The 25,582-nt window shown below is 39.5% G+C and carries 21 protein-coding genes; all 21 read right to left on the bottom strand.

The window, feature by feature from the left end:
• Positions 1-285: 3-hydroxyacyl-ACP dehydratase FabZ (gene fabZ, locus Q0F90_RS00845; RefSeq protein WP_296002229.1), on the bottom strand; the 285-nt coding region annotated here is incomplete at its 3' end.
• Entirely contained in the window at positions 282-1,121 is an 840-nt protein-coding gene (lpxC, locus tag Q0F90_RS00840; protein ID WP_296002228.1) for a UDP-3-O-acyl-N-acetylglucosamine deacetylase, read from the bottom strand. The genes fabZ and lpxC, both read right to left, overlap by 4 nt.
• Positions 1,122-1,384: 263 nt before the next feature.
• Positions 1,385-2,287, bottom strand: a complete 903-nt coding sequence (locus Q0F90_RS00835; protein WP_296002225.1) for a lysophospholipid acyltransferase family protein — start codon at positions 2,285-2,287, stop codon at positions 1,385-1,387.
• Positions 2,288-2,293: 6 nt separating this feature from the next.
• The gene (gene lpxD / locus Q0F90_RS00830) at positions 2,294-3,325 is read right to left on the bottom strand and encodes a UDP-3-O-(3-hydroxymyristoyl)glucosamine N-acyltransferase (protein WP_296002223.1); all 1,032 of its coding nucleotides are present in this window, start codon (positions 3,323-3,325) and stop codon (positions 2,294-2,296) included.
• Positions 3,326-3,356: 31 nt separating this feature from the next.
• Positions 3,357-3,884 carry a hypothetical protein gene (locus tag Q0F90_RS00825; RefSeq protein WP_296002221.1) on the bottom strand — a complete coding sequence of 176 codons (528 nt, stop codon included), beginning with the start codon at positions 3,882-3,884 and terminating at the stop codon, positions 3,357-3,359.
• An 11-nt stretch (positions 3,885-3,895) separates the two neighbouring features.
• Positions 3,896-4,867, bottom strand: a complete 972-nt coding sequence (locus tag Q0F90_RS00820; RefSeq protein WP_296002219.1) for a hypothetical protein — start codon at positions 4,865-4,867, stop codon at positions 3,896-3,898.
• Positions 4,868-4,896: 29 nt separating this feature from the next.
• Complete coding sequence (locus Q0F90_RS00815) at positions 4,897-5,385, bottom strand: OmpH family outer membrane protein (protein WP_296002217.1); 489 nt, start codon at positions 5,383-5,385, stop codon at positions 4,897-4,899.
• Between the two features lie 118 nt (positions 5,386-5,503).
• Entirely contained in the window at positions 5,504-7,708 is a 2,205-nt protein-coding gene (locus Q0F90_RS00810) for an outer membrane protein assembly factor (RefSeq protein ID WP_296002213.1), read from the bottom strand.
• A gap of 177 nt (positions 7,709-7,885) precedes the next feature.
• Positions 7,886-12,172, bottom strand: coding sequence for a translocation/assembly module TamB domain-containing protein (locus tag Q0F90_RS00805; protein WP_296002210.1), 4,287 nt, complete (start codon positions 12,170-12,172; stop codon positions 7,886-7,888).
• 249 nt (positions 12,173-12,421) lie between these two features.
• Entirely contained in the window at positions 12,422-13,882 is a 1,461-nt protein-coding gene (locus Q0F90_RS00800) for a TolC family protein (protein ID WP_296002207.1), read from the bottom strand.
• Between the two features lie 42 nt (positions 13,883-13,924).
• Positions 13,925-15,184 (bottom strand): MlaD family protein, encoded by a 1,260-nt coding sequence (locus tag Q0F90_RS00795; RefSeq protein ID WP_296002204.1) that lies wholly within the window; start codon positions 15,182-15,184, stop codon positions 13,925-13,927.
• On the bottom strand, positions 15,184-15,942 hold the full coding sequence (locus Q0F90_RS00790) for an ABC transporter ATP-binding protein (protein WP_105081419.1): 759 nt from the start codon (positions 15,940-15,942) through the stop codon (positions 15,184-15,186). The genes Q0F90_RS00795 and Q0F90_RS00790 overlap by 1 nt, the downstream gene beginning before the upstream one ends.
• Positions 15,943-15,962: 20 nt before the next feature.
• Positions 15,963-16,724, bottom strand: a complete 762-nt coding sequence (locus Q0F90_RS00785) for an ABC transporter permease (RefSeq protein ID WP_296002232.1) — start codon at positions 16,722-16,724, stop codon at positions 15,963-15,965.
• A gap of 31 nt (positions 16,725-16,755) precedes the next feature.
• The gene (locus tag Q0F90_RS00780; RefSeq protein WP_296002198.1) at positions 16,756-18,762 is read right to left on the bottom strand and encodes a SpoIVB peptidase S55 domain-containing protein; all 2,007 of its coding nucleotides are present in this window, start codon (positions 18,760-18,762) and stop codon (positions 16,756-16,758) included.
• A 12-nt stretch (positions 18,763-18,774) separates the two neighbouring features.
• A complete protein-coding gene (locus Q0F90_RS00775) occupies positions 18,775-19,059 on the bottom strand; it encodes a biotin/lipoyl-containing protein (RefSeq protein ID WP_009352733.1) in 285 nt (94 codons plus the stop codon).
• Positions 19,060-19,147: 88 nt separating this feature from the next.
• Positions 19,148-20,491: a phosphodiester glycosidase family protein gene (locus Q0F90_RS00770; protein WP_296002187.1), complete on the bottom strand. Its 1,344-nt coding sequence runs from the start codon at positions 20,489-20,491 to the stop codon at positions 19,148-19,150.
• Positions 20,492-20,703: 212 nt separating this feature from the next.
• Positions 20,704-22,089 carry a rod shape-determining protein gene (locus Q0F90_RS00765; protein WP_296002184.1) on the bottom strand — a complete coding sequence of 462 codons (1,386 nt, stop codon included), beginning with the start codon at positions 22,087-22,089 and terminating at the stop codon, positions 20,704-20,706.
• Positions 22,070-23,335: a UDP-N-acetylglucosamine 1-carboxyvinyltransferase gene (murA, locus tag Q0F90_RS00760; RefSeq protein ID WP_273298781.1), complete on the bottom strand. Its 1,266-nt coding sequence runs from the start codon at positions 23,333-23,335 to the stop codon at positions 22,070-22,072. Before murA ends, Q0F90_RS00765 begins: the two co-directional genes overlap by 20 nt.
• Positions 23,336-23,550: 215 nt before the next feature.
• Positions 23,551-24,513 carry a class II fructose-bisphosphatase gene (gene glpX, locus Q0F90_RS00755; protein WP_296002178.1) on the bottom strand — a complete coding sequence of 321 codons (963 nt, stop codon included), beginning with the start codon at positions 24,511-24,513 and terminating at the stop codon, positions 23,551-23,553.
• Between the two features lie 63 nt (positions 24,514-24,576).
• Positions 24,577-25,221, bottom strand: a complete 645-nt coding sequence (gene fsa / locus Q0F90_RS00750; protein ID WP_296002174.1) for a fructose-6-phosphate aldolase — start codon at positions 25,219-25,221, stop codon at positions 24,577-24,579.
• 13 nt (positions 25,222-25,234) lie between these two features.
• The coding region (locus Q0F90_RS00745; RefSeq protein WP_367113385.1) for an aminoacyl--tRNA ligase-related protein at positions 25,235-25,582 on the bottom strand (348 nt) is incomplete at its 5' end.

The raw sequence follows: 25,582 nt of genomic DNA, 5'->3' as shown, positions 1-25,582 counted from the left end.
ACGGAAACGTACTTTATCAATACCTGTAAACATCGGAGTAAGACCGCGGTTTTCTTCTGGGTACAATAAAGCAATACCACCAACTTGAGCAATTGCTTCTGTAAGCAATACACCTGGCATTACTGGATTACCTGGGAAGTGACCTTGGAAGAACAATTCGTTGAATGTAGCATTTTTAATACCCACAGCACGTTTCATAGGTTCTAACTCAACAATACGATCTACCAAAAGCATTGGGTAACGATGAGGTAAAATTTCTAAAATGTCTTCGTGATTAAGAATCATGGCTGTGTCTCCCTTATTTCTTCCATTATACTGCGAGCCAATCTAGAATTAAGTTCATGACTCGATTTCAAAGCAATTACATGACCTTCAATCGGTCCTAATAAGAATAAGTCACCTATAACATCTAACGCCTTATGTCGAACTAATTCGTCATCAAAGCGTGGTACAGATAAACATTTCTCATCATCATAGACTAATGCATTATCTAGGCTACCGCCTTTTGCAAGGCCCATGGCCTGTAATTGTTCTAACTCTTTCATAAATCCGATAGTCCTAGCAGATCCAATATGTTCTTTGAAATATTCAGGGGATACTTCAAAATCACATTGTTGTGTGCCAAGCAACGGATGACTGTTAATAGATGTGAAAGTCATACGATATCCATCATATGGCAAAATCACAACAAAACGGTCTCCATCATAAACAGCATGGGACCGAGTCACTTTATACACATGACGCGGCGCTGTTTGTTCTACAATGCCAGCCTCTTCTATGAGACTAACAAAAACAGCACTACTACCATCACCTACAGGAGGCTCTGGAGAATCCATTTCAATATAACAGTTATCAATATTCATAGCACTGAACGCTGCCATCACATGTTCTACAGTGAATACCTTTGCCTCACCATTTTCCAATGTGGTAGCGCGCATAGTGTTCGTCACATTATCAATGTGTGCTCGCACAGAAGGATGTCCTTCAATGTCCGTGCGGACAAACACAATTCCTGTATCTTCAGGTGCAGGTCTGAAAACCATATGTACTGGTTCACCGCTATGAAGGCCAATCCCTTGATATGAAACAGCCTTTTCTATTGTTTGTTGGGGCTTACTCATAAGAATGTCCTTTCATAATCTGAATTCACGTTTACTATACACCAATATGTATTATACCCTATTTGCATAGGTGTTACAAGAAATTTACCACATATTACGCTATTTTGAAAGCCTATTCTTATTCTTTAAAATTATAATAGCCTATTTTTAAATACTGCGTAATAATTCCCAAAATAAAAAGAGATTTCATCTATGCCCTAGGAATCAGTTCTATTTAGAATATTCCTTAAATTGCACAAATAAAATCTCTCTATAATAATTTATTATTGGTATACATCAGGTGGTGTTTCTATTTGTTCACCATAGAAACGACGAGTCCACTTCCAACGGTTGTGAAGCCAGAACCAATCTTCAGGATAACGTCTAATATAGTCTTCAATAAACTCATTAAGTAAAGTTGTAGTTACAGCTATATCACGTTTTTTATCATCTGTACGCTCTACATAAATCGGTGGATGAACTTCAATCTCATGTTTTCCAGAGTATGGACTATAATGAATAGTCACAAAGATAATTGGTACATCTTGCATACGAGCCAACACTGCAGGACCAGCAGCAGTTAGTGTTTCGTAACCAAAGAAAGGTACAAGTACACCATCATCACCAGGATCTTGGTCCATGATAAGACCTAAAAAAGCACCTTTTTTAAGTTCATTAATCATTTCACGTACACCAGATTTATACGTTACATGCTGGTGCATAATACGACGATATTCATTGATAAACTTGTCTGCATCACCATTTTGTTTCATGGCTACAGAAATCAATGGATAGCCTTCAGAGGCGAGTACACCGCCAAGCAATTCCCAGTTACCGCTATGAACAGCTGCTAAGATAGCTCCACGGCCATTCTCCAAAGCATCATCTAAGTACTCACGATTAATAAACTCTACCATATCTTTGTATGCGCCATCCTTAATTTCAGGATATCGCAATACATCAATAATCATACGTCCAAAGCGAGTTGTACTAGCTTTAGCAATACGACGAGCTTCTTTAGGATCATCCGTAATATTACAGAATAGAATTTGGCCTATTGCTAGACGCTTGCGCTTTGGCGGTACCGCTAGCCACGCAATTTCACCAAGCAATGTACCAATAGCATATTGCAAACCTTTAGGTAATAAGCAAATAAAGGCACTAAAGATTTTCATAAACCTATACATGGATTATTAGCTCTCCTTAAGCTGTGCTTTTAAAGCATCAATTTCTTTTTGTAATTGTTTTACAGTTTTCACCATATCTGGCAAACGATTTTCATAGGCCGCCAATTTTAACCACTCTTTATGAGGTCTCATTGGATAACCAGCCATGATGGAATTAGATGGTACATTACCAGTAATACCTGTTTTACCAGCAAATTGTACATTATCACCAATTGTAATATGACCAGTACAACCTGTTTGACCTGCAAAGATTACATGATTACCACATTTTGTACTGCCTGCAATACCAACTTGAGCAATCAAGAAGCAATCTTCACCGATTTCAACATTATGTCCAAGGTGAACAAGATTGTCTATTTTTGTACCACGACGCACCAATGTAGATCCCATAGTCGCATTGTCAATGGTAGTGCAGGAGCCGATTTCTACATCATCCTCGAGGATAACATTGCCTACTTGAGGAATGTGAGTATGAACACCATTTTCTGTAGCAAAGCCAAAGCCTTCGCCACCGATAACTGCTTTAGCGCGCAATACAACGCGTTTACCTAAAATACAGTTTTCATGTACAATAGCACCTGCATAAATATCGGAATCTTCACCGATACGCACATTATGACCAATATATACATAAGGACGAATCGTTACATTATCACCGATAACTGCATTATCATTAATAACGCAATAGGCACCAATAGCTACATTTTTACCAAGAGTTACATTATTGCCAATAATTGCAGTACTATGTACTTCACGTGGTACTACAACAGGTGGATGGAAGAGTTCTAACACTTGTGCAAATGCTGCTTTTGCATTATCGACTACGATTTGTGCCATCGGTGCATCTTTCACTTCAGATTCAACGATAACAGCACCCGCTTGGCATAATGCAATATGTTCAACATATTCACCAATAGCAAAAGTGATGGATTGTTTAACAGCTTGTTCAAAGCCACGTGTCTCAGTAATGACAATAGACTCATCGCCTACAACGCGACCGCCTACCAATGTTGCGAGTTCCTGTAAAGTTTTTTCCAAGGTAAACTCCTCCCCCTGTGATAATCCTTAATTATTGTGCGTTTTCAGTAGTAACTGCTGTAGCTTGACCTGCTTGTTGAGCATTTTGTTGAGCTTCTTGTTGCTCTTCAGCTTTTGCAGCCGCTTCAGCTTCTTTAATTTGAGCTTCAGATGCTTTACCCATTTTTGTGATCAAGTCTTCAGTTACATCAGATCCACCGCCTACGACAGCACCTTTTTCAATCACTACATCAAGTTTTTTCTCTTTTACAAGTTCATTAATTTTTTGTTCTTGATATTGACGATATTCTTGTGCTTTTGCATTTGTGAAAGCAGTTAACTCTTGAGATGCTTGGTTATATACATTTTGTTTAGATGCATCGTCAGCAGCTTCAATTTTTTTATTCAACTCAGCTTTTTTAGCGTTAATTTCTTTAGTAATTTCAATACCTTTTTCAGTGCTGTTAGCTACTTTCATTGTATCAACATAACCGATATTATTGGAACCACAACCACCTAAAATTGCCATAGAAGCCACTAAAGTTGCACTCAATACTAAAGATTTAATACGTTTATTCATTATATAACTCCTTATTGAACTCGATAGGATGCCTTAACAGCATCAGTAATATCAAGTCCTTTAATATTGCCACCATCATCAATGATGACTAAATCTAAATGTTGTTCTTTTGCAATTACAGCTACGCGCATGCGTACATCTTCCAAAATAGCTTCATGAATAGCGCTTACTTCTGCCTCTTTATCAGAAAGTTTTTTCGCCCACGTATCATTCCACTCTTGCGCTACAGGAAGGTTGTTATTAACAATGATAGCTTGTGCTTGTTGTTGCACCATAGTATCTCGTTTTTCAGCTAACTCCTTCTGTAGAGATGCCGCATATTGGTTGAGTTCCTCTTGTCCTTTTTGTTGCATTGGAGCAAGCTCAGCCTGTACCTTTGCTTTTATAGAATCCACATCGAGATTCGATGGTTTTCGTTTAGCTAATAACTCTTTTAATCGTTCTTCTTTCTTGGCTTTTTCATCCATAGCGGCTGCCTTTTGTGCATCGTCAATATATACACGAGCATCATAAGCATATAAGTCTAATTGAAGGTTTACGATTTCTAGATCATATTCGTTAGTACTTACTTTTAACTCAGCTAAATATTTTTGAGTCAATTCGTTACGCTTAGCATTTAATTGCTGATTTAATTCATTTTCTTTTGTTGCAATACGAGTTTGCAATTCCACCGTAAGAGCATCTGACAAGGTTGAATCCAGTGCAAGTGTTTTCAACTGTTCATCTTGTGTCTCCGACTTGGCATTTAAGGCTTGTTGTTCAAGTTCATATTGACGTTGTAAAAGTTCTAACTCATTTTTAGCCTGCTTATAATCCTCATAAGATGGATTAAACTCTAATACATCATCAATACGCACAACACCTATGGATACCCCATCTGGACCTTGTTGGCGATTTGTTACAAACCCATAGGCCCAAACCATAGCACTTATTGCAGCAACGAGAAATATGACTAATCCTATATATCGTTTTTTCCCGTCCATTGTCGTTCTCCCTTACATAGAACTACATCTTATTTTTTTGCATCGCCAGCTAATTTTTTCAACACTTGATCTGTAATATCTACGCCACCGTATAATACAGTATCTTTAGACATAACAACGCTTAAACCTTTACCATCACCAACAGCTTTTGCTGCTTCCATAGCTTTATCTTGAATAGATTTAGCAATTTCTTGGTCTTTTTTAGCCAAGTTTTGACGCATTTCTTCTACTAACTTTTGTTTCGTCGCATCATCTTGTGCTGCATCAATTTTAGCTTGAGTTTCTTGTTGTAATTGACTTTGATAACTCATGAACTCTTGTGCGGCAGACACAAACAATGGATTATCTTGAGACATCATACGAGATGTATCGATAACACCAATTGTACTAGCCCCACCATTACCACTAGGCGTAGCCATTTGAGTATATGCTAATGCACCAATACCGATAATAAATACGGTAGCAATGACGATGGAAAAAATCTTCACATTCGCCTTGTTATTCATCATTCGCATCATAATAGAGTGCCCTCATTTCTATAAATTTTTCTGTAAATTATTGCATCATAGGATGCCATATAGAGATATTGGTGAAAGCCTCTCCGAAAAGAGGCCTCCACCATATACTTTTACTATATTAGAATTGTGTACCGAAGCTGAAGTGGAATTTATTTTTGTGTTTACCCACGCCATAGTCAAGTTTAACAGGACCGATTGGGGTTGTAACACGAACACCTGCACCAACGCCATAGTTAAATGTTTTCTTGCTGTTGTACCATGTAACATTTGGTGCATCCCATGCATCACCGATATCAGTGAACAATACGCCACTAACCTTTTTAACGATTGGGAAGCGGAATTCCAATGTAGCATTGTACATGTACTTACCACGGAATTGATCATCTTCGTAACCACGTAAAGAATCAGCACCACCCAATGTGAACAATTGGCTGTAAGGTGCATCACCTTGGATAAAACCACCACGTGCGCGGAATGCCAATACATTTTTAGCACCTAGTTTTTTATACATACGTGTTTCAGCTGTGAATTTATAGAAGTCAAAATCACCGCCTAAGCCATGACCAGCCCATTGTGCTGTATAGGAAATACGACGACCACGTGTTGGATCATAAATATTATCGCGGGAATCGTATACTTTTTGCCATGTAATGGAGTTAATACGGCCAAAGTTATTTTTTACATAATTATTGGACGCAAAATTCCAACTACCACCCGTTTTTGGATTTGTGTTATTCCAATCATTGCCACTACCAGTTGTATTAGAAATAGCATCTGTATCATAACGGTAACCGGAACTATCATCACTATCCCATTTATATGTATCTTTACGGGATTCTAATGTCAAATAATCACGAGTATATTCCCCAGTTTGACGACCGAAGGAAATATTAAAACCACGAGATTTCTTATTGTATTCTGCTACTTCATTACCATCTTCGTTGTAATCTGTATATTCATCTTCACGGTTGAAGAAGGAGAAACCAAGGGATGTACCTTTACTATCAATCCAAGGTTTTAAGTAAGAAATTTGGTAGTTTTTGTATTTTTTCTTACCACCAATTTCCCAGTGAACTTTAAATTTATCACCAGTACCGCGGAAGTTTTCTTCGCCGAACTCAATGATACCCATCAAGCCGTCAGATTTGGAGTAGCCAGCACCTAATGTAATAGTACCAGTTTTATGTTCTAATACATCGATTTCAATGATTACATTGTTAGGATCTTGTTCGCCAGGTAACATACGAACGTTTACATCGTCAAAGAAGCCTAAGTTGTATACGCGTTCTACGGAACGACGTACCAAGAATTTGTTGAAAGGTTTACCTTTCTTTTGAACAAATTCACGAGTAATAACTTTATCGCGAGTTTTCTTATTACCAGCAGGAATGATATCCTCTACAATGCCTTCTACGATATGTACATGAAGCATGCCTTGGTCATCTACACGGATGCCATCAACGTGAGCTAACATGTAACCATCACGAGCGTATGCAGCGTTGATACCTTGAATTTTTTGACCAACGTATACAGAGTTAAGAACTTGACCAGGTTGGATATCCATGAACTTAGTCAATACTTCGGATGTGTAAACAGTATTACCTTCGAAGGATACGCCTGTAGTAATTGGATTTACTGTTACAGCAAAGTCCAATTTAACGCCTTCAGGTACTGTTGTGAACACAGGGTTAACTTCGGAGAAATAACCTGTATTGCCAAGATTAGTTACGTCTCTAAATACGCCATCAACGGATACAGCATCGCCCACTCGTTCAGTCAAAATAGGCAATAAGTCCGCTTGTTGCTGCGCTGTAACACCAGAAATAGATAAACCAGTAATCAATTTACCTACATATGGATTTACAGATTCTGCACTAGCAGAAGAAACATATTGCGCCTCTACTGTTGTAACAGCTTGAGTTTGGCCATTTTCAGCAGCCTTATCAAGGTCAGTACCACCAGTAGTTTTAGATACCATTTTTACTTGTTTATCATCAGTTTTTAAAGCAGCATTATTAACGGTAACAGTTCCGTCAGAACCTTTAACTACAGTACCGTCGCTAGATACAGTTGTATCACCACGTGCTGCTAAAATAGCTGCATCAGTCTCATCTTGTGTTGTTGCAGGTGTAGCTGCATCAGCATTATAAACAGCTTGTGTAGTCGCTGCATCATTAGTAGTAGCAGCATTAGTCGTTGTTGTGCTATTTAAATCTGGAGTATAGCCAGCTTGTACCTCAGCAGCAAATACACTGCCTGTCCCCATGACAGCCGTCAACACGGACGCTGCAAGCATACTTTTATAGGCTTTTGGTTTAAACATAAATTCCTCCTAGAACTCATCCCCATAAAGAGTTTACATCTTGTTTTATAAAGACTAATAAATCTTTATTATTATAGCATAAATTACGTGGAATGAGTACTACTATAAACAAATTTTATGAAATTAATATGACTAGAATGTGCATACCTATGGGGTTTACACATTCTAGCCACACACTTAGAAGCTTCGTGTCCAACGACCACCGATATAATTGTTCCCTTGAGATGTGCGCCATCCAGTGAACTTGAGGTTTCGTTTAACAGAATACTCTATACCATATTTATTTTGCTTGTTATTAATACCTTGAGAATAGGTCAACATAACTTTCGGCAACACATACTTACCAATTTCTATATTGTAGTTACTAGCCGTGTCCTTATTCGTCGGTTCATCAGGATCAATAGATCCAGTAGTGATGTTAATCCGATCCAACCCTAAGGTATTTTGTAATGCATCTTGTACATAGCCAAAGGCAAACATTTGTAAGCCTGCTGTAGCTACAGCATTCACATCATCATTTGTCAATGTACTACTATTAGAATCTGCACCTCGACCAAAGGTTAACATGGAAATAATTTGCTTTCTAGACAAACTAGGATTAGACGACAAAGTAAGATCCATATGGTCTACAGTCCCTTTTACACCAAGCATAATATTGTAGTTACTTACATTCGTTTCAGCCTCTAATTGTAAGTTTGGCAAATAGGAGCCACCTACAAAGTGTGCATTCCCCTTTGTAATATTAAATACATGGCTCAAGTATTTGAACGTACCATTTCTTACATCAAATTGACCACTAGCAGTTGGGTTTTGCAATGTACCACCGAAATGAACATCACCACCGATAAACATGTTATACAACGTACGATCATACAAGCGTACGCCCTTGCCAGCATGAATATTAACATCTACACCCATGTTGGTGCCACTTTCACTAGACTGCAAGGAAAGAGGAATCTTAAATTGGATGTTTTCTAGGTCCAAATTACCTATCAAGGTAGGTAATCCATCACGTTCCGCAATATAAAGTTCACCATTTAATGGGCCTCTTACATATTCGCTACGAACATCGAGTCCATCAAGTTGAACGGCAGCCTTATAGTTGGTAAGCTCATGACCAGACCAATTTACCTTAGCAGCTAAACCTGCAGAACCTTTACCCATATTAATACGAGATTGGAAGTCACCTTGTTGACCAGAGAAAATTAAATCTCCATCAATTCCTGTGATTTCATTTTCCACACTAGCTAGCTTCATCGTACCATTGCGAACTGAAACTGTACCATAGGCTTCAGGTTGATCGATAGTACCAGTAAGTCTAATAACGCCTTTTAATGGACCTGTTGCATTTTTTACACTCGTCGTAACAAGCGGAATAACAGCCATATCAGCTTCATTAAAGTCAATGGTTACATCCATGGACTTGCTATCATTTGCTGGAATATAACCAGACGTATAGATAGCCGCTAACGGAACCTTACCGTAGATGCTTAGCTTGTAACCACTTTTAGCACCTTGAATTCGCTGAATCTGAATGACTTGATCTTGCATAGTAGCCAACGCAAAGCCTTCGTCGATACCAATACCATTAAAGGAGCCCGACTCTACAGCACCAGACAATTCTACTTTAGGGTTTTTCGTTTCTCCAGAAACATTTATAACGCCTGTTACCCAGCCTGTAGCTTGAATATCCTTACCTACTAATGGCAAGAACGGTACAATATCAACATCTTTTAATGCGACCTGTAAATCTGCTTGTCCATCGAGATCGAGCGTACCCCCCATAGCGATGAGCCCTTGGTCAACAGGTAATTTTAAGGTTGTAATTTTGAACTTACGGTTTGCAAGGCTAGCATTGAGAGTTGCATCACCTACAACTTTGTCATCAATACTTACATCGCTAATCTTACCTACTACATTAACACTCGGATTATCCTTTGTACCACCAATTTCTACAGAGCCATTTAGCTTGCCATCAAGATGTTCATTGGAACGATCTAATAAGTTTAGTAAATTATTTACACTACCATTAGTAACATCTAACACGCCAAATAGCTGTTTACTATCATCGAGCTTCATGCCGCCTTTAGCAACATAACGACCACCATCTTTTTCAGCAAAGGTAAAGTCTTGTACATTCACTACTGTTTTATCTGCATACACATGGCCATGAATATCATTTAATAATTCCCCATTAATCGATAATGCATCAGATAAAATATATCCATTAAATTGAGGGTTATCCATAGAACCGGTGATAATCCCACGCCCTGATAATAAACCATCAACTTTATAGTCTGTATTGATGAGCAATCTGCCCATATCAATTTTTTTACCTTCAAAGTCAACATTAATGGCGTCTTTAGAGATTGTACCTCCACCAGTAATAGTTGCACCATAACCTTCGATATCAAATCGATACAGCTCTAATATATCATTCTTATAATTATATTTTGCAAAGGCATTAGTTACGAGCTTGCCATAGGCAGAACCGTCCCATAAATGAGCTCGACCTTCTACAATAGGATTCGCCGCAGTACCGGTAATATGATTATCTGTTTCAAACCAACCTGTAATTGGAATATCTGTAACTGTACGGATTAAATTTTCAATACGTACTGCACGAGCCCGTGCATTTAAGTCTAATGCATCAGTATTAATGTTGTACCAGCCCGTTACATCATAGCCGCCACTGGCATCTCCAACATGGCCATTTGTAATGGTAAGAACATGATTATCTAGCTGAATATCGCCATGGATATTATCAAATCGCGTCCCTTTATAGTGAACCTCTTGGCCCCATACAGTACCGTTAACATTTGGATTATCGAGAGCACCTTTTATCGTAATAGACGTATTCAACGTACCATCTACATCTTGTCCAATAATAGGGCTTAACGACGTCAATGGTAATGCATTACCGGAAATAGTAGCATCTACATTACCATTTTGGATATACCCATATCCGCTAAACGCACCATCCCCAATATTGCCTACAAGAGTAAGATTAGTTCGATTATCACTATGGGTAAAATTAGCTTTTACCGCATCAACTACTACACCACGAATGCCAATTTGACGCCCTTCAACTGCGCCTACTACATCGGTAACTTGATTATTTTTACCTAAGATACGAACCTCGCCATCCACATTACCTGTAACAGGGGTGGACATATCTTTTGTGAAAGTGTCTAACGGTAAGTTCTGGGCCTTTACCGTAGCATCAAAGTCGCCTGTATCAACTACATATTTACCATTGACCTTTGCATTACCTTCACCAACTGACAGACGAGTATTTTCAAGGCGTACTAATCCATCGTCATAGACAATATCGCCTTGTACGCGATCAATATAGTAACCTTTATAAGAAATACCATCACTGCTAATCGCAGCATCTACATGAGGGGCTACCGTTGTGCCCCCAATATGTGCACGGCCACCGATAACACCAGTTACACCTACATCGGTAAGCGCTTCTAAAGTAACCTTATCGGCTACAACATTAAGGTTTAGATACTCTTCCTCTTTACCTAGTATAACAAGACCATTAACCTTGGCGACTTGATCATTAACACGCCAAGAGCTACGACTAATAACGATTTGGTCATGATTTAGCATAATGCGGCCTGTGCCATCGGTAATATTATAAATAGTATTACCACGCTTATAAGTACCTGTTAAGCCTTTAAAGCCCACATTACCACTCATGATGTAATTGCCATCTTCGCTTTTAACATTGAGATGTAAGTCTTGTAATTTCCCACCCGTTACAGATATATCTTTACGAAGTGGTATAAAACTCATGATACCAGCCGTATCAATTTCATCTGCTTGTACAAAGAGATCGAAATTGGATACATTGTCCATATCAATGTTGCCATTTAGTACAACAGCGGAGCCATCTACATCAGCAGTAAATGCTCCTTTAGACATTCCACCCATATTAAGTGCTATAGTACCATCAAGATTTTCTACATGTCTCTTTATTCCATCTTTGGTTCGTACAGCTAGGCGACCATCATTTATCGTAATAGAACCATCAAAGCTGCCCGACTTATTAGGGTCAGATGGTTTTACTAACTTTTCTACACTCCACGATCCATCAGCTAGCTGCCAGATATGAAGATCTGGCGCCTCTACAATCACACTTGAAATAGCCGTTGCCCCTGATGTATTACTTGTAATAATACTAGGCAAAGCAGATAGCTTAACCCCTACTGCTACCTCTCGTGCAGTCCCTACTAAATGATCATCTCTATCTTTAATAGTAACGTCCGTTAGAACTACATCACCATTCCAATTAATACGTAGAGAATCATAGTTTACAGATCCGTTTATGGCATTATTTACTTGTTCTTTAACCATAGGTGCTACATAAGTTTGGGCGATAGGATTGATGCTGGCACCAGCACCACATAAGCCTAAAATCGCTGCACCTATAAGGCACCACTTTTTACGGGTCATAATGATACTCCCATACACATTATGAATAATATAAATATATATACTAATCTTACCACAGACACAGTAATAACCATAGTGTTTTAGAGATGAATTTTATAAAACTATTATAATTTCTTATTAATCAATTTCTGCTATAAGTACATTGCTAATACAATAGCACAACCATTCTAAAGCAATATGAAGCACACATATAAAATATAAATGGTAACAAAAAAGACGACCGAAGTCGTCTTTTTGTTACATATTATATTATTGGTTGCTACCAAGTTTTGCCAATTGTTCAAGGGCGCCACTATTCGCAATAATCTCAGCACCTTGACCAACTGGAGTATTCAAAGGAACACCTGTTAATTGTTCAAGAGCTGCAATACTTATGTTGTAATTATAAAGAGCTTGTACATAGTTATTACGAGCTGTAGTCAATTTAGTTTCAGCATCGAGAACGTCAAGGTTAGTACCAACACCTGCACGATAGCGAAGTGTAGCAATACGGAAGCTTTCTTGACCTTGAGCTACTGCAGTTTGTGTACTTTGAATAGTTTGTTCAGCAGAACGCAAGTTCAAGTATGCTTTTTGTACGGCTAATAATACAGCATCTACAGTTGCTAAGTTAGCTTCTTTAGCTTGTTCAAGTTGTGCATTTGCTTTTTTAATCGCATTTTGTGTAGCACCACCATCCCATAAGCTCCAAGATGCACTAGCACCTACACTCCAGGATTTTGTGCTTGTACCAAAGTAACCATCTGGATCAATATAACCACGACCAGCTTTCACTGCTACAGTTGGTAAATAACCTGCTTTAGCAGATCTTACAGCTTCTTCAGCAGATTTTACATCGAGAGCAGATTTTACAAGAGCGGATCGATGAAGCATAGCATACGCTTTAGCTTGCTCTAACGTTACATTATATGGCTTATATTGCAAATCATGTTCTGCCGTAGTAATAGACGTTTGTACAGGATATGCAATAACTTGGTTCAAGCTTGCTTCTGCTAAATTCGCAGTATTTTGTGCTTTTACAAGAGATGTTTCAGAGCCAGCAAGATTAGTTTTAGCAGCCAATACATCAGAGCTTGCTACTAAGCCTACATTATATTGTGCTTCTACATTGGTTACATGACCTTGATAGTCTTTAACCGCTTGTTGAGCCACCTCAACAAGATTACGGTTCATAATCAATGTATAGTAGCCGCTGATAGCATCATATTTTGCTTGTTGAAGGGCTTCTTCATAACTAGCACCAGTACCTTCACGAGTATAACGAGCAGAATCAATGCTCGCATCAAGTTGAGGATTGAATACAGGCGCACTAATAGAGAAATTATGGCTACCAGTCTTACCACTGCCAGTATCTCCACCAGTTCTTTGAGCACTCCAACCATAGCTTACACTTGGGTTTTTCCCAGCAGCCACTTGACTCACTGCAGATTTTGCAGCCTCGTAACCCCACTTAGTTTGTTTTGCAGTACGGTTATTAGCCAATGCTAAATCAATAGTACGAATCTCATCAAGAGCTAGTGCATGTTCATAAGTCTTGCTATCTTGAACTGCTTTATTAGCCAATTGCTTTTGTGTTAACTGAATAGCCTCTTTCTGATATTTAGTGAGTTGATCACCATTATTAACAGATGTAGTTACGCTATCGGCAGCCATTACACCAGTAGTAGCTAAGGAGAGCATTACGCCTAAGGATAATACCTTTTTATTCATAATATGTACCTCCATACTCATAAAGAGTAAATGTATTAGTCATTAGAATACTTGTTTAATACCGAAATAGGTACCTCCATTCGTAGAGCTGAATGGTCTGGTCATTTGAATAACGCCATAGGTATCTTTATATAAACGTATATCACTGCGAATACGATATTTACGATGATTAAGATCATACATAGCAGCAGACAAGGATACAGGACCACGTAAATTATAATCTACGCCTACACCCAATTCACTTTCAAAAATACCACCACGCACTAACCATTTAGAACTGACAAATTTACCTGCATTTAGATCAAATTTTGTATCATCCCCAATATTGGAAAGGCCAATTTCAGCCATACCTTTATCGTTGAATGCACGAAGTCGACCATTGATGCGGAATTCATTATCGTTAGTGTTATACAACATATCTACAGATGGTTCAACCTTAGGGGAAGACTTTTTTTCACTTGCACCAACCTCTACAACATTTCCATTTGCATCAGTTTGGTACGCCTTACCACCCATCAATTTGTTGATACGCGCAGAAATTTGTGCCGTATTATGTAATGTTTCCTTAATATTTTCCTGTGCTTTAGGATCTGTTACGGTAGACTCCATGGAACGAGCCATATTATCTACGCGATCCGTAGTTTGTTTCAAATTCGTCAAAATAGCACGCATGTCATTACCTGCATTGCCATCAGCGTTAAATTGCTGAGCCGCTTGATTTAGCTGCGCTGTAACCTCCGCCATATTTTGCGTAATCGCTACTGCATTATCAGCCATCGTCGCAGTAGATTGCAAGGAATATTTCAATGCATTTTGAGTTGCCGGATCACCAATGATACTATTGATGGACTGCAACATTTTTTCGGTGCCATCCATTAATTTCTGAGCACTTTGCATGGCTTTATCCATAGCATCAATGCCTTCCCCTTTAACAGAGTCACCATCTTGTAAATATACTTTAGATTGGCCCGGTGAAATTTGAATATATTTATCACCCAAGAAACCATCAGAGCCTAATGTGAAAATAGAATCACTTGGAATCTGTGTTTTTTCATCAAGTTTCATCTTGACTACAACGCCACGTGGTGTAATTTCAATATCAGAAACTGATCCAATGGCTACGCCTGAAAACTTAACTTGGTTGCCATTTTTTAAACCATTTACTTGGGCAAAATCGCCAGTAATTGTCATTTGTGGTTTAGCCCATATATCTATGCGACCTACGAACAGTATGCCTGCAATAAATAATGCTATACCTATTATTGTGAAAGCCCCTACCTTGGCCTCCGTCGTCCACTTCATTATATATCTCCCATCGCAGATACGTTAATCGGTTCTGCTTCGCCATTAATAAACTGTTGTACCTTCTTATTTGTAGAATTCTTAAAGTCTATTGTATCAGAAATTTCTACAAAACGCCCCTTATCAAGTAAAGCTATGCGATCGGCTACATAAAATGCAGATTGCATATCATGTGTTACTACGATAGAGGTACAACCGAGCCGATTTTGCATCCCCTTTATCAACATACTAATTGTACCTGATGTAATTGGATCCAAACCAGACGATGGTTCATCATAAAGAATTAAACTAGGATCTAGTGCGATAGCGCGAGCCAAGCTAACACGCTTCTTCATACCACCAGATAATTCATTTGGCATATAGGATTCATATCCTTTAAGACCGACCCAGTCGAGTCGCTCTGCCACAATGCGTTTAATCTCGTCTTCCCCTAACTTCGTATGCTGACGTAGACCAAAGGCTACGTTTTCCCCCACCGACATAGAGTCAAATAGAGCAGAGTATTGGAACACCATGCCCATTTTTCTTCGTACTGTATTAAATTCATCTTCAGATAATGTTGTTATATCTGTGCCATCTACGATAATCTGCCCCGATGTAGGACGTTGTAAGCCAATCAGCAATCGAAGTAATGTACTTTTACCACTACCACTACCACCTAATATAACTAGTGTTTCCCCATCATTAATAGTGAGATTAACGGAGTCTAAAATCACACGCGACTCATAGGCAACTACAACATTGCGTAGTTCTATCATAAATCCCTCTAAAACTTCTACTAATATAACAAAGTAGATAAAAAGTAATTTAATACAAATACTAAAATGATACTAGTCACCACAGAACTAGTTGTGGAGAAGCCTACTGCTTCTGCGCCCATTTTAGTTTCCATCCCCTTATATGCACCTACCAACGCAATAACTGCGCCGAATACACTAGATTTAATTAAACCTAATGTAAAGTCAGAAATAGTAGAGAACATTTGAATGGAGTCTAAATATGTGCTCGGTGCCAAACCTTTAATAACAGTAGCTACAAAGTAACCACCTGCAATACCAATTACCACACCGTAAAAGGCCAAGATTGGAACCATGACCATGCAGGCAACCACACGAGGAACTACGAGGTAACCTACTGGATCAACAGCCATAACGCGAAGAGCATCAATTTGCTCTGTTACCTTCATAGTGCCAATTTCTGCAGTAATGGCAGCACCTACACGGCCAGCGAGTACGACACCTACTAAGATAGGCCCCAATTCACGTCCCATAGCCACCGCCATAAGACCACCTACTGTGCTTTGTGCGCCATACGTAATCAATACATCTGTGATCTGCAAAGTCATAACCGCGCCTGCAAAGAGCAAGGTTAAGCTTATAATCGGCAATGAGTCCACCCCAAGGTGAGCCATCTGCTGAAACACATGCCACAGATTAATCATTTTTAGTTGTTTAATAGTGTGCCACACCAGTAATGTAGCACTACCCATCTGCGATAGGCCGTTTATTACGGTTCTACCTATCGATTCAAGCCAATTCAACAGATTCACCCATTCCCCTTACAGTCTTAACTTATTCAGCTGAATTAGTACCATCCACCTTAGACTCGCCTTTTTTATCAGCCTCTTTGGACTCCTTTTCATCGGAATTTTTTACATCCTTTTTATCGGATTTTTTAGCTTCTTTTTTATCAGCTTTGTCTTTCTTGGCTTGGTCTTCCAACTCTAATTTATGTTCCATCTTAATCTGATTTTTAACTTCTTTTACCCGTTTAGCAAGTTCTTTATCACGATCAGCTGGTTTCATAACATGAATCGTAAATTGACCATCGCCTTGTACGATGTACTCAGTATCAACGGCAGTCTTTTCGATTTTTTTATCATCATCTTTGCCAGAGCTCAAGTCTTCTTGACCTGTTTTCTTTTGTACATCCCCTGGCATAGGTTTTGATTCAACATCTTTGATTTTAGCTTTCTTAACAGATTTAGAACCGTCTTCATCAACTAAACTAATGCCGTCTTCCAAGAATTCTACGACGATTTGATTATTCGTATCCGTTTTTTGAATTTCATCGTAAAGCTCATCAAAGTCTTTATGAATTTTCAAACGGCGCAGAATTTCATCTGTTAAGTTATATTTTTGTTTTTCCAATACATATGGCAATGGAATTTCTCCACCGCCACGCACCTCTAAGGTATACTTACCAATCGCTTGATCTTCAGGAACCTTAAAGAAGATTTGTTTAACAACCTTTTCACCGCGGAACGGTTCTAATGTTACATCTACAACGATTGTATCCCCAGGAGAAACAACGGTAGATGATGCAGACGCATCGATGAGCTTTGCTGTTTTCTTATCTTGAGTTACTTCCGTCTCAACTGTAATATCCGCAATTTCATAATTGATGAATCGGTTATTCATTAGAACATCGATAACATTATAGAACTCATCAACAGCTTTCTCAGAAATAGAGTCTGCGCTATAGAACATATTTGTTCGCGTTAACGGCTTGTGTTCTTTGCCTTTAGGCGTAATAGTATAGGAAATTGTCGCCGTACCAGAGCCGCTACGATCCAATGTTTTATTTAACATATTATACAAGGATGTAGCTGCTAAAGTTGGTGTCATTTCGCTATCTTCTACTACCTTAACAGAACTGGTCTTATCACGGCCCATATCGCGGTCTTTTAAATGGAAACGCAATGGAATGCCATGAGCAATTACGCCAGATACACCAGCGATGCCTGCCCCTCTATCTTCGGTAACAGAACCCACCTCTTGGCCCATAGAGCCAAGTTTAAATGCTGCATTATAGCTTTTAACTACTGTAAAAATACTTGCATTATGCATAAAGTAGTTAGAAGAACCGTGCTTCAAGAACGGATGACCAAAGGCTACGATTTTTTCACCATCTACATACGTAACAGTGCCAATAGCCCCTAATTTAAGGTCTCCATCAACCAATAATGCCGCTACGGAACCACCAGCCTCTAGAGGTTTTGCAATTTCATCACCACTAGCACTGGCCGTATCATAAGTTTCATATTTATATTGTGGCAACTTGGATTTAAAGTAATCCATGGATGCCGCATCAAAGCCATAGGCCATAAGCGGAGTACCAAGTGGTATCAATTGAGTATCATCCCAAGGTTTAGATAAATTCTTCTCGTATGGAATATTCCATAGTTTTACCATATCCTCGATAGGAGTAATCATCCCAATTGTGCCATCTGCAAACCCCCAGCCATAAGCAACAGCGCCAACTAGCTTGCCATTTATATATACAGGGCTACCACTCATGCCGTGAGCAATACCGCCGGTTTGTTCCATAACAGGACCGGAGAATTTTGCCAAAATAAGATGACCAGATGGGCCCTTATCCTTCATGACACCAAGCACCTTTACATCAAAGGTGGAGATAGTATCCCCTACGATTACAGTTTTTGCAATACCTTCCATACCTGTAGTTACATCATTGACAGGCATGAAATCAACAGCCTGTGCAGCTGTAAGTGAAGTACAGAAGAAAAGCGCCAGTATCGCTTTTCTATACCGACGCCAAGAATGAGAAAACTTCATTCCTTCTCTCCTTTATTTACTTTCTACGGTGACAACGATTTGATCACGAGAAACGTCTGAACCCACTGTAACATTAACCGCCGATACAGTACCAGTTACAGTAGATTTAGCTGCAGCCATAGGGCCAGCCAATGTTTCGACAGTCACCAATGTTTGACCTTCTGTTACAGAAGCGCCAACAGAAACTGTAGAGGCAACTTTACCTGTTAATACACTTTGGTATGATACAGGGGCCGCCATTACAGAGCTAACACTTAGAATGCCTAGCGCAGCTAAGGCCAACACTACTCTTTTCATAACGATCCCTCCTTTTACAAAATTAGTTATGTATGTATAGTATACTAAATTATTAACAATTTTTCAAACAAAATTGTATGCAACGAATTCATTTTATGATTACTATATCCTCATAGCTTGTAGGAGAAGAAGATGATTTATGTACATACTCATCTTTCACAACTAAGTCCACACTACCTTGGTTAGACAACTCAGCACCATCTACTACGCCAAGCTTAGATAATAGCTTTGCCCCTTCTTTTTGAGTGACACCAACAGATTGAAGCCCTGCTTTATCAACAGCTAATACAACCAAGTTATGATCTTTTGTAGTGCCAATAAAGCTACGTGCTTTATTATTAGATGAATCAGCCCCTACATAGCGACCATTTTTCATCACCATTGTCCCCACTTGTAGACTAGCACCACCAGTCGTACTTACTTGAGCAAGCTCTGGACGATTTTGAATCGTAATAGGTGTTCCTACCTTTAACTTACGTAAAATCTCACGAGCCTCACCGTGACCAGATAACACATATTGGTTTTCCCCTAATTTAGAGTTACCATTTTGTCCACTAGTAACCTTACCATTGGCTACAGTCACTTCGTAACCATAGTCATTGGTCTTCGTAGAAGGTCCATAAGCATTTGTATACAAGGTCAAAGCGTTCTCTTTGCGCGGAGAATTCACAGCAGTAATCATAAAGCTCTCTTTTTGCGTTTTAGCTTGTAATAATGGCTTTTTCTCTTCTATGAAATAACCGCGATTCGGAGTATAGCGCAAAGTACCACGATTAGAGATACGCTCTAAATCGATGGTGCCATCGCTAGCTACTGAATAAGGACGTTCAAAACTACCACCTTTTACCTTAGCTCCAATCAAAGCAGTATGAGCCTGACTGACAGCAGCTAACGTTTTTCCTTCCGGAACATGGGCTACCACCATAGGCGAATCATTATCTACAGTTAAAGCATAAGCTTGAATTTTACCTTCAGGCACTGTGTTATTAATCTTGCTGTACGCCACAGATTTATTTATATCTTTTGTCGTCTGTTGGGCATAGCTAGAAAATAGATCTACAACGATACGTGTTGGTTTTTCCAAAGTAAACTCATGATGTTGTACATCCTTATTGGCCGTTAAAGTTACTTGTAAACTTCCATTTACTGGCTGTAAACCAATACCTTTTAGAACACCGGTCTTAGTATCATTCTGACTAATAGGCCCTGTCAGACCATTTGTAGTCCCCCCTAAGTTAAGGGTTAAAGCATGGGTAGCTTCATTATAGGAGCGAGTCCAAGACACGGGCATTTCAGATACATCCAAAACTATGCGACTAGTACCTTCATGATTAGATACGCGCACCCCTGTTAAATTACCTGCTTCAGCATAAGGAACAGTGCTGCCTAAGAAACCTAAAACAGCAAAAGTCATGTATAGATATCGTTTCATATATAATTCCTCTACAACGATAAACCATATTAATGGTCATATTTTTATATCAATTTTATACAATATACTTTTACTATAGTATACATCATAAAGATGAAAATTTCAAAAATATAAACTAAAAAACGAAGTTACTAGCTATAGAGGAACCATTAAATAATGGTCAACTCATAGTTAGTAACTTCGTTACATTTATCTTAAATCAAAATCGTATATCATTGTAACTCATCTAATGTATCACGAAGTTGTGACATTTCATCAAGAGCCTTTGCAACACCTTTAATAACAGCATATCGAGGAGATTCCACAAGGTATGCGGCAATGCCAATAGAGCGTGTTATAACTCGGTCTAAACCATCGATAAGAGCACCACCACCCGTTAGGATGATACCATGATCATTAATGGCAGCCACAAGTTCAGGTGGCGTTTTTTCTAAAATAGATTTAATGCCCTCTAAAATATTCATTACTTGTGCCTCTAAAGCACGCTGAATCTCTAAAGAGTTTACCGCTACCATCTTAGGCAAGCCAGAGCTCGCATCACGTCCACGTACCTCTATAGTACGTTCCTTAGCACGGCGATCCACAGTACCAACAGAAATTTTAATCTTCTCAGCTGTTAATGGACCAATGACAAGACGCTTCTTCCGGCGAATATAACGAATTATAGATTCGTTAAAAGAATCTCCACCTATACGGAGAGATTCACTTACAACGACACCTGTATCACAGAGAACGGCAATATCTGTGGTGCCACCACCAACATCTACAACCATAGCACCTACCTGCTTAGCATCGTTGAGCCCGGTCCCCATAGCAGCAGCCAACGGCTCTTCAATAAGAACCGTCTTTTTGGCCCCCGTTCTAAGCAAAGCCTCTAAAATAGCGCGCTTTTCCACAGGTGTAATGCCCGATGGAACACATACAATAATGCGTGTTTTCATCAATCGAGAAGCAGGTACAACAGAGCGAATGAAGTACTTTAACATGAACTCAGTCATATCATAGTCTGCAATAACACCGGCTTGAACAGGTCGGATGACAGAAATGCCCTTTGGCGTACGCCCCACCATAGAACGGGCTGCTTCACCTAAGGCAAGAATATCACCGGTTTTATCATCTCTTGCTATATAAGCTGGTTCATCAAGGACCAAGCCTTTTCCCTTAGCAAAAATGAGAATGCTGGCAGTTCCTAAATCGATTCCCAAATCAAAATTTAAGGATTGATTTAATCGGCCCATTAAATCCCCAACTTGCTCAGGGCGAACTAAACGCTTTAACGTCATAGCAGGCGTAGTTTTAGCAATAGCTACCATTTCACGGCTGCGACGCTCAGCACGGCGCATTTTAGTGACTCTAACCATAGCCTCACGCATATTAGATGCTAAGTGATTAGCTTGTTTTGCTACACCTTCTGAAAGCTTCGTAGATTTTCGCTTTGTTCTACGCAAGGGCTTACGAGCCGTGCTCGCTTTAGAGTTTTCAACCTTTGCAGCACCGAGGTTTTGTTGCTTGTTGTATAAAGCCGGCCCTTTAGAGCGCCGGCTTCTTTTCTTATTATTCTGTTTTGGCTCTGTACTCTTATTCGTCAACCCGAACAATATCAGCACCTAACCTTTGCAATTTACCTACAAAATCATCATAGCCACGATCGATATGATGTAGACGGCCTACCTCAGTTCTACCTTCTGCAGTCAACGCAGCACAAACAAGAGCTGCACCAGCGCGCAAGTCAGTAGCATTTACTACGGCACCGTGCAAGCGAGGCATACCTTCTACAATCGCTTGTCGATTGTCGATATCGATATGAGCACCCATCTTACGAAGTTCAGCAACATGCATGAAACGGTTTTCAAATACTGTTTCTGTTACTGTACTTGTACCTTCAGCAATAGTAGTAAGCGCCATAAATTGAGCTTGCATATCTGTTGGGAAACCTGGATATGGCAATGTTTTAATATCTACAGCTTTAATGCCTTTACCAGTACTGATAACGCGAATACCGTCGATTTCTTCCTCTACAGTAACGCCAGCTTCTTTTAATTTAGCTACTACAGGTTTCAAATGTTCTGGTAACGCATTCTCTACGAATACATCGCCGCCAGCCATAGCAGCTGCAATTAAATATGTACCAGCTTCGATACGGTCAGGAATAACCGTATGAATAGCACCATGTAATTGAGGTACACCTTCGATACGGATTACATTTGTACCAGCACCGCGGATATTAGCGCCCATAGCATTTAAGAATGTTGCTAAATCAACGATTTCAGGCTCTTCTGCAGCATTTTCAATAACAGTTTTACCTTCCGCCATGGATGCCGCCATAATTACGTTTTCAGTAGCCCCTACACTTGGGAAGTCCAAGTAAATTTGAGTGCCTTTAAGGCCTTCCGGAGCATGAGCATATACATAATCTTCAGTAATTTCAATTTTAGCACCTAAAGCTTCAAAAGCTTTTAAGTGAAGGTCGATAGGACGCGCGCCGATAGCACAGCCACCAGGCATGGAGATTTTAGCCTCTCCTTTACGCGCCAAAAGAGGCCCCATAACAAGGAAGGATGCACGCATTTTGCGTACAAGTTCATAAGGAGCTTCCGTAGCAGTCAATGTAGATGCATCGAAAATGATTTCATCATCTGCTTCATTACGAGTAATTTTAACCCCCAAAGACTCGATAACTTGGCAAATCGTACCTACATCTTCCAAATTTGGAATTTCAAGTAATTTACTAGGCGTTGATGCTAGCAAAGTACCGGCAATAATAGGGAGTACCGCATTTTTAGCACTACTAACACGTACACGGCCTTCCAACCGATTGCCACCTTGAATGATTAGCTTTTCCAACAGAATTCCTCCTACACTTTATATCGATCATCTTGTATAAACTACAAGACGTTGTATTTATAACGTCATATACTAAATGTTATTATACTATTTTTCGATATATCTCATCAAGAGAATGTGAGAAAATACTGAGAAAAAAGCCCCTCTTTTTTTTAATGGTTTCACCAAAAATTTTGTTGAATTTTTAGGTCCCATTCATGTAGAGGGGCTTCTTATTATTTTGCTTTTAAGGATTTCAATTTATCATCCATGTGTACTGTATCAAGGAAGCGTACAGTGCCAGTTTTAGAGCGCATTACGATAGTATGTGTACGCGCACCACCTGGGAAGTATTGAATTGGGTTCAATAAATTACCACGTGTAATAGCTGTAGCCGCAAAGATAACATCATCAGTGCGAACTAAGTCATCCAATGTAAGCACTTGGTTTACATCGGTAATCCCCATTTCATGGCAACGACGAATTTCTTCTTCTGTTTCTGGTTTCAAGCGAGCTTGCATATCGCCGCCTACACATTTTAACGCAGCAGCAGCCAATACACCTTCAGGTGCACCACCAGTACCAACAACCATGTGTACACCAGAACCTTCGATACAACATTCCATAGCTGGGTTAACATCACCATCGGAGATGAGCATAATACGAGCACCTACTTCGCGCGCTTCTTTCATCAAACCTTGATGACGCTCACGATCGAGCATAACCAACGTAATTTCATCTACGCTGCGCTCCATTTTAGCTGCTACATTTTTGATATTTTCAGTTAAAGATTTAGTGATATCAATAGCGCCAGCACCACGAGGACCAACACAAAGTTTTTCCATGTACATATCTGGTGCATGCAATAAGCCACCTTTTTCAGCAATAGCCATAACTGCAATAGCGCCGTTTTGGCCTTTTGCAATCAAGTTTGTCCCTTCAATAGGGTCAACTGCGATATCTACTTCTGGACCACCTGCACCTACATGTTCCCCAATGTAAAGCATAGGCGCTTCGTCGATTTCGCCTTCCCCGATAACTACAGTACCAGAAATGCGAACAGAGTCAAAAGCTTGACGCATAGCATCTACAGCTAGACCATCAGCTGCGTCTTTTTGACCGCGGCCAAGCAAACGACCACTGCGCAAAGCAGCGGCTTCAACGACACGAGCAAATTCCAAAGATAATGTACGATCCATAATGGGCCTCCTTATAAGTCCTCTATGTTTTGATATGACTCCTACTTAGAGTCTCTATTCAACTTATTGATTAGCTTGTTTCCAGTCTTCCATGAACTTTGCAAGACCCGCATCAGTCAACGGATGTTTCATAGCTTGCATAAGTACTTTAAATGGAACAGTTGCAATATGAGCACCCGCTTTAGCACATTGAATAATGTGCAACGGTGTTCTCACACTAGCCGCAATGATTTCAGTTTCAATTTCATGAATAGCGAAAATATCTGCAATATCTTGAATCAATGTAAGACCATCCATGCTGATATCATCAACGCGTCCCACAAATGGGCTAACATAAGTAGCACCTGCTCGAGCCGCCAACAACGCTTGGTTAGCAGAGAAGATTAAAGTCACATTTGTTTTAATACCTTCTTTACTTAAAACTGCAACAGCTTTAAGACCCTCTGGAGTCATAGGCACTTTAATAACTACATTGGAGCCTAACTTTACAAGTTCATGTGCTTCTGCTACCATGCCTTCAGCATCAGCAGAAATAACCTCTGCACTAACGGGACCTTCTACAAGATTTGCGATTTCAGAAATAACTTGTTTTAAATCGCGTTTAGCTTTTACGATAAGAGATGGATTTGTAGTAACACCATCGATAAAACCAAAAGCATAGGCTTCTTTAATCTCATCAAATTCTGCGGTATCAATAAAGAACTTCATCAAATGCCCCCTCTTATTTTGCTGCCTTGATTACTTCTACGCCGCCCATGTAAGGAACAAGTACCTTAGGAATTACAACAGAACCATCAGCTTGTTGGTAATTTTCCAAAATAGCTGCTACTGTACGGCCCACAGCAAGACCAGAACCATTTAATGTATGAACAAATTCTGGTTTACCTTTTGGTCCACGACGGAATTTAATATTGGCACGACGAGCTTGGAAGTCAGTCATATTGGAGCAAGAAGAGATTTCTCTATACTTGCCTTGTGCTGGCATCCACACCTCTACGTCATATGTTTTAGCAGAACCGAAGCCCATATCACCAGTACAAAGAGTGATAACACGGAACGGTAATTCTAA

It is taken from the genome of uncultured Veillonella sp. (assembly GCF_934190855.1).
Classification (GTDB): Bacteria; Bacillota; Negativicutes; order Veillonellales; family Veillonellaceae; genus Veillonella.
Note: the sequence above shows the minus strand (reverse complement) of the source record. Positions and strands in the feature narration are given on the sequence as shown.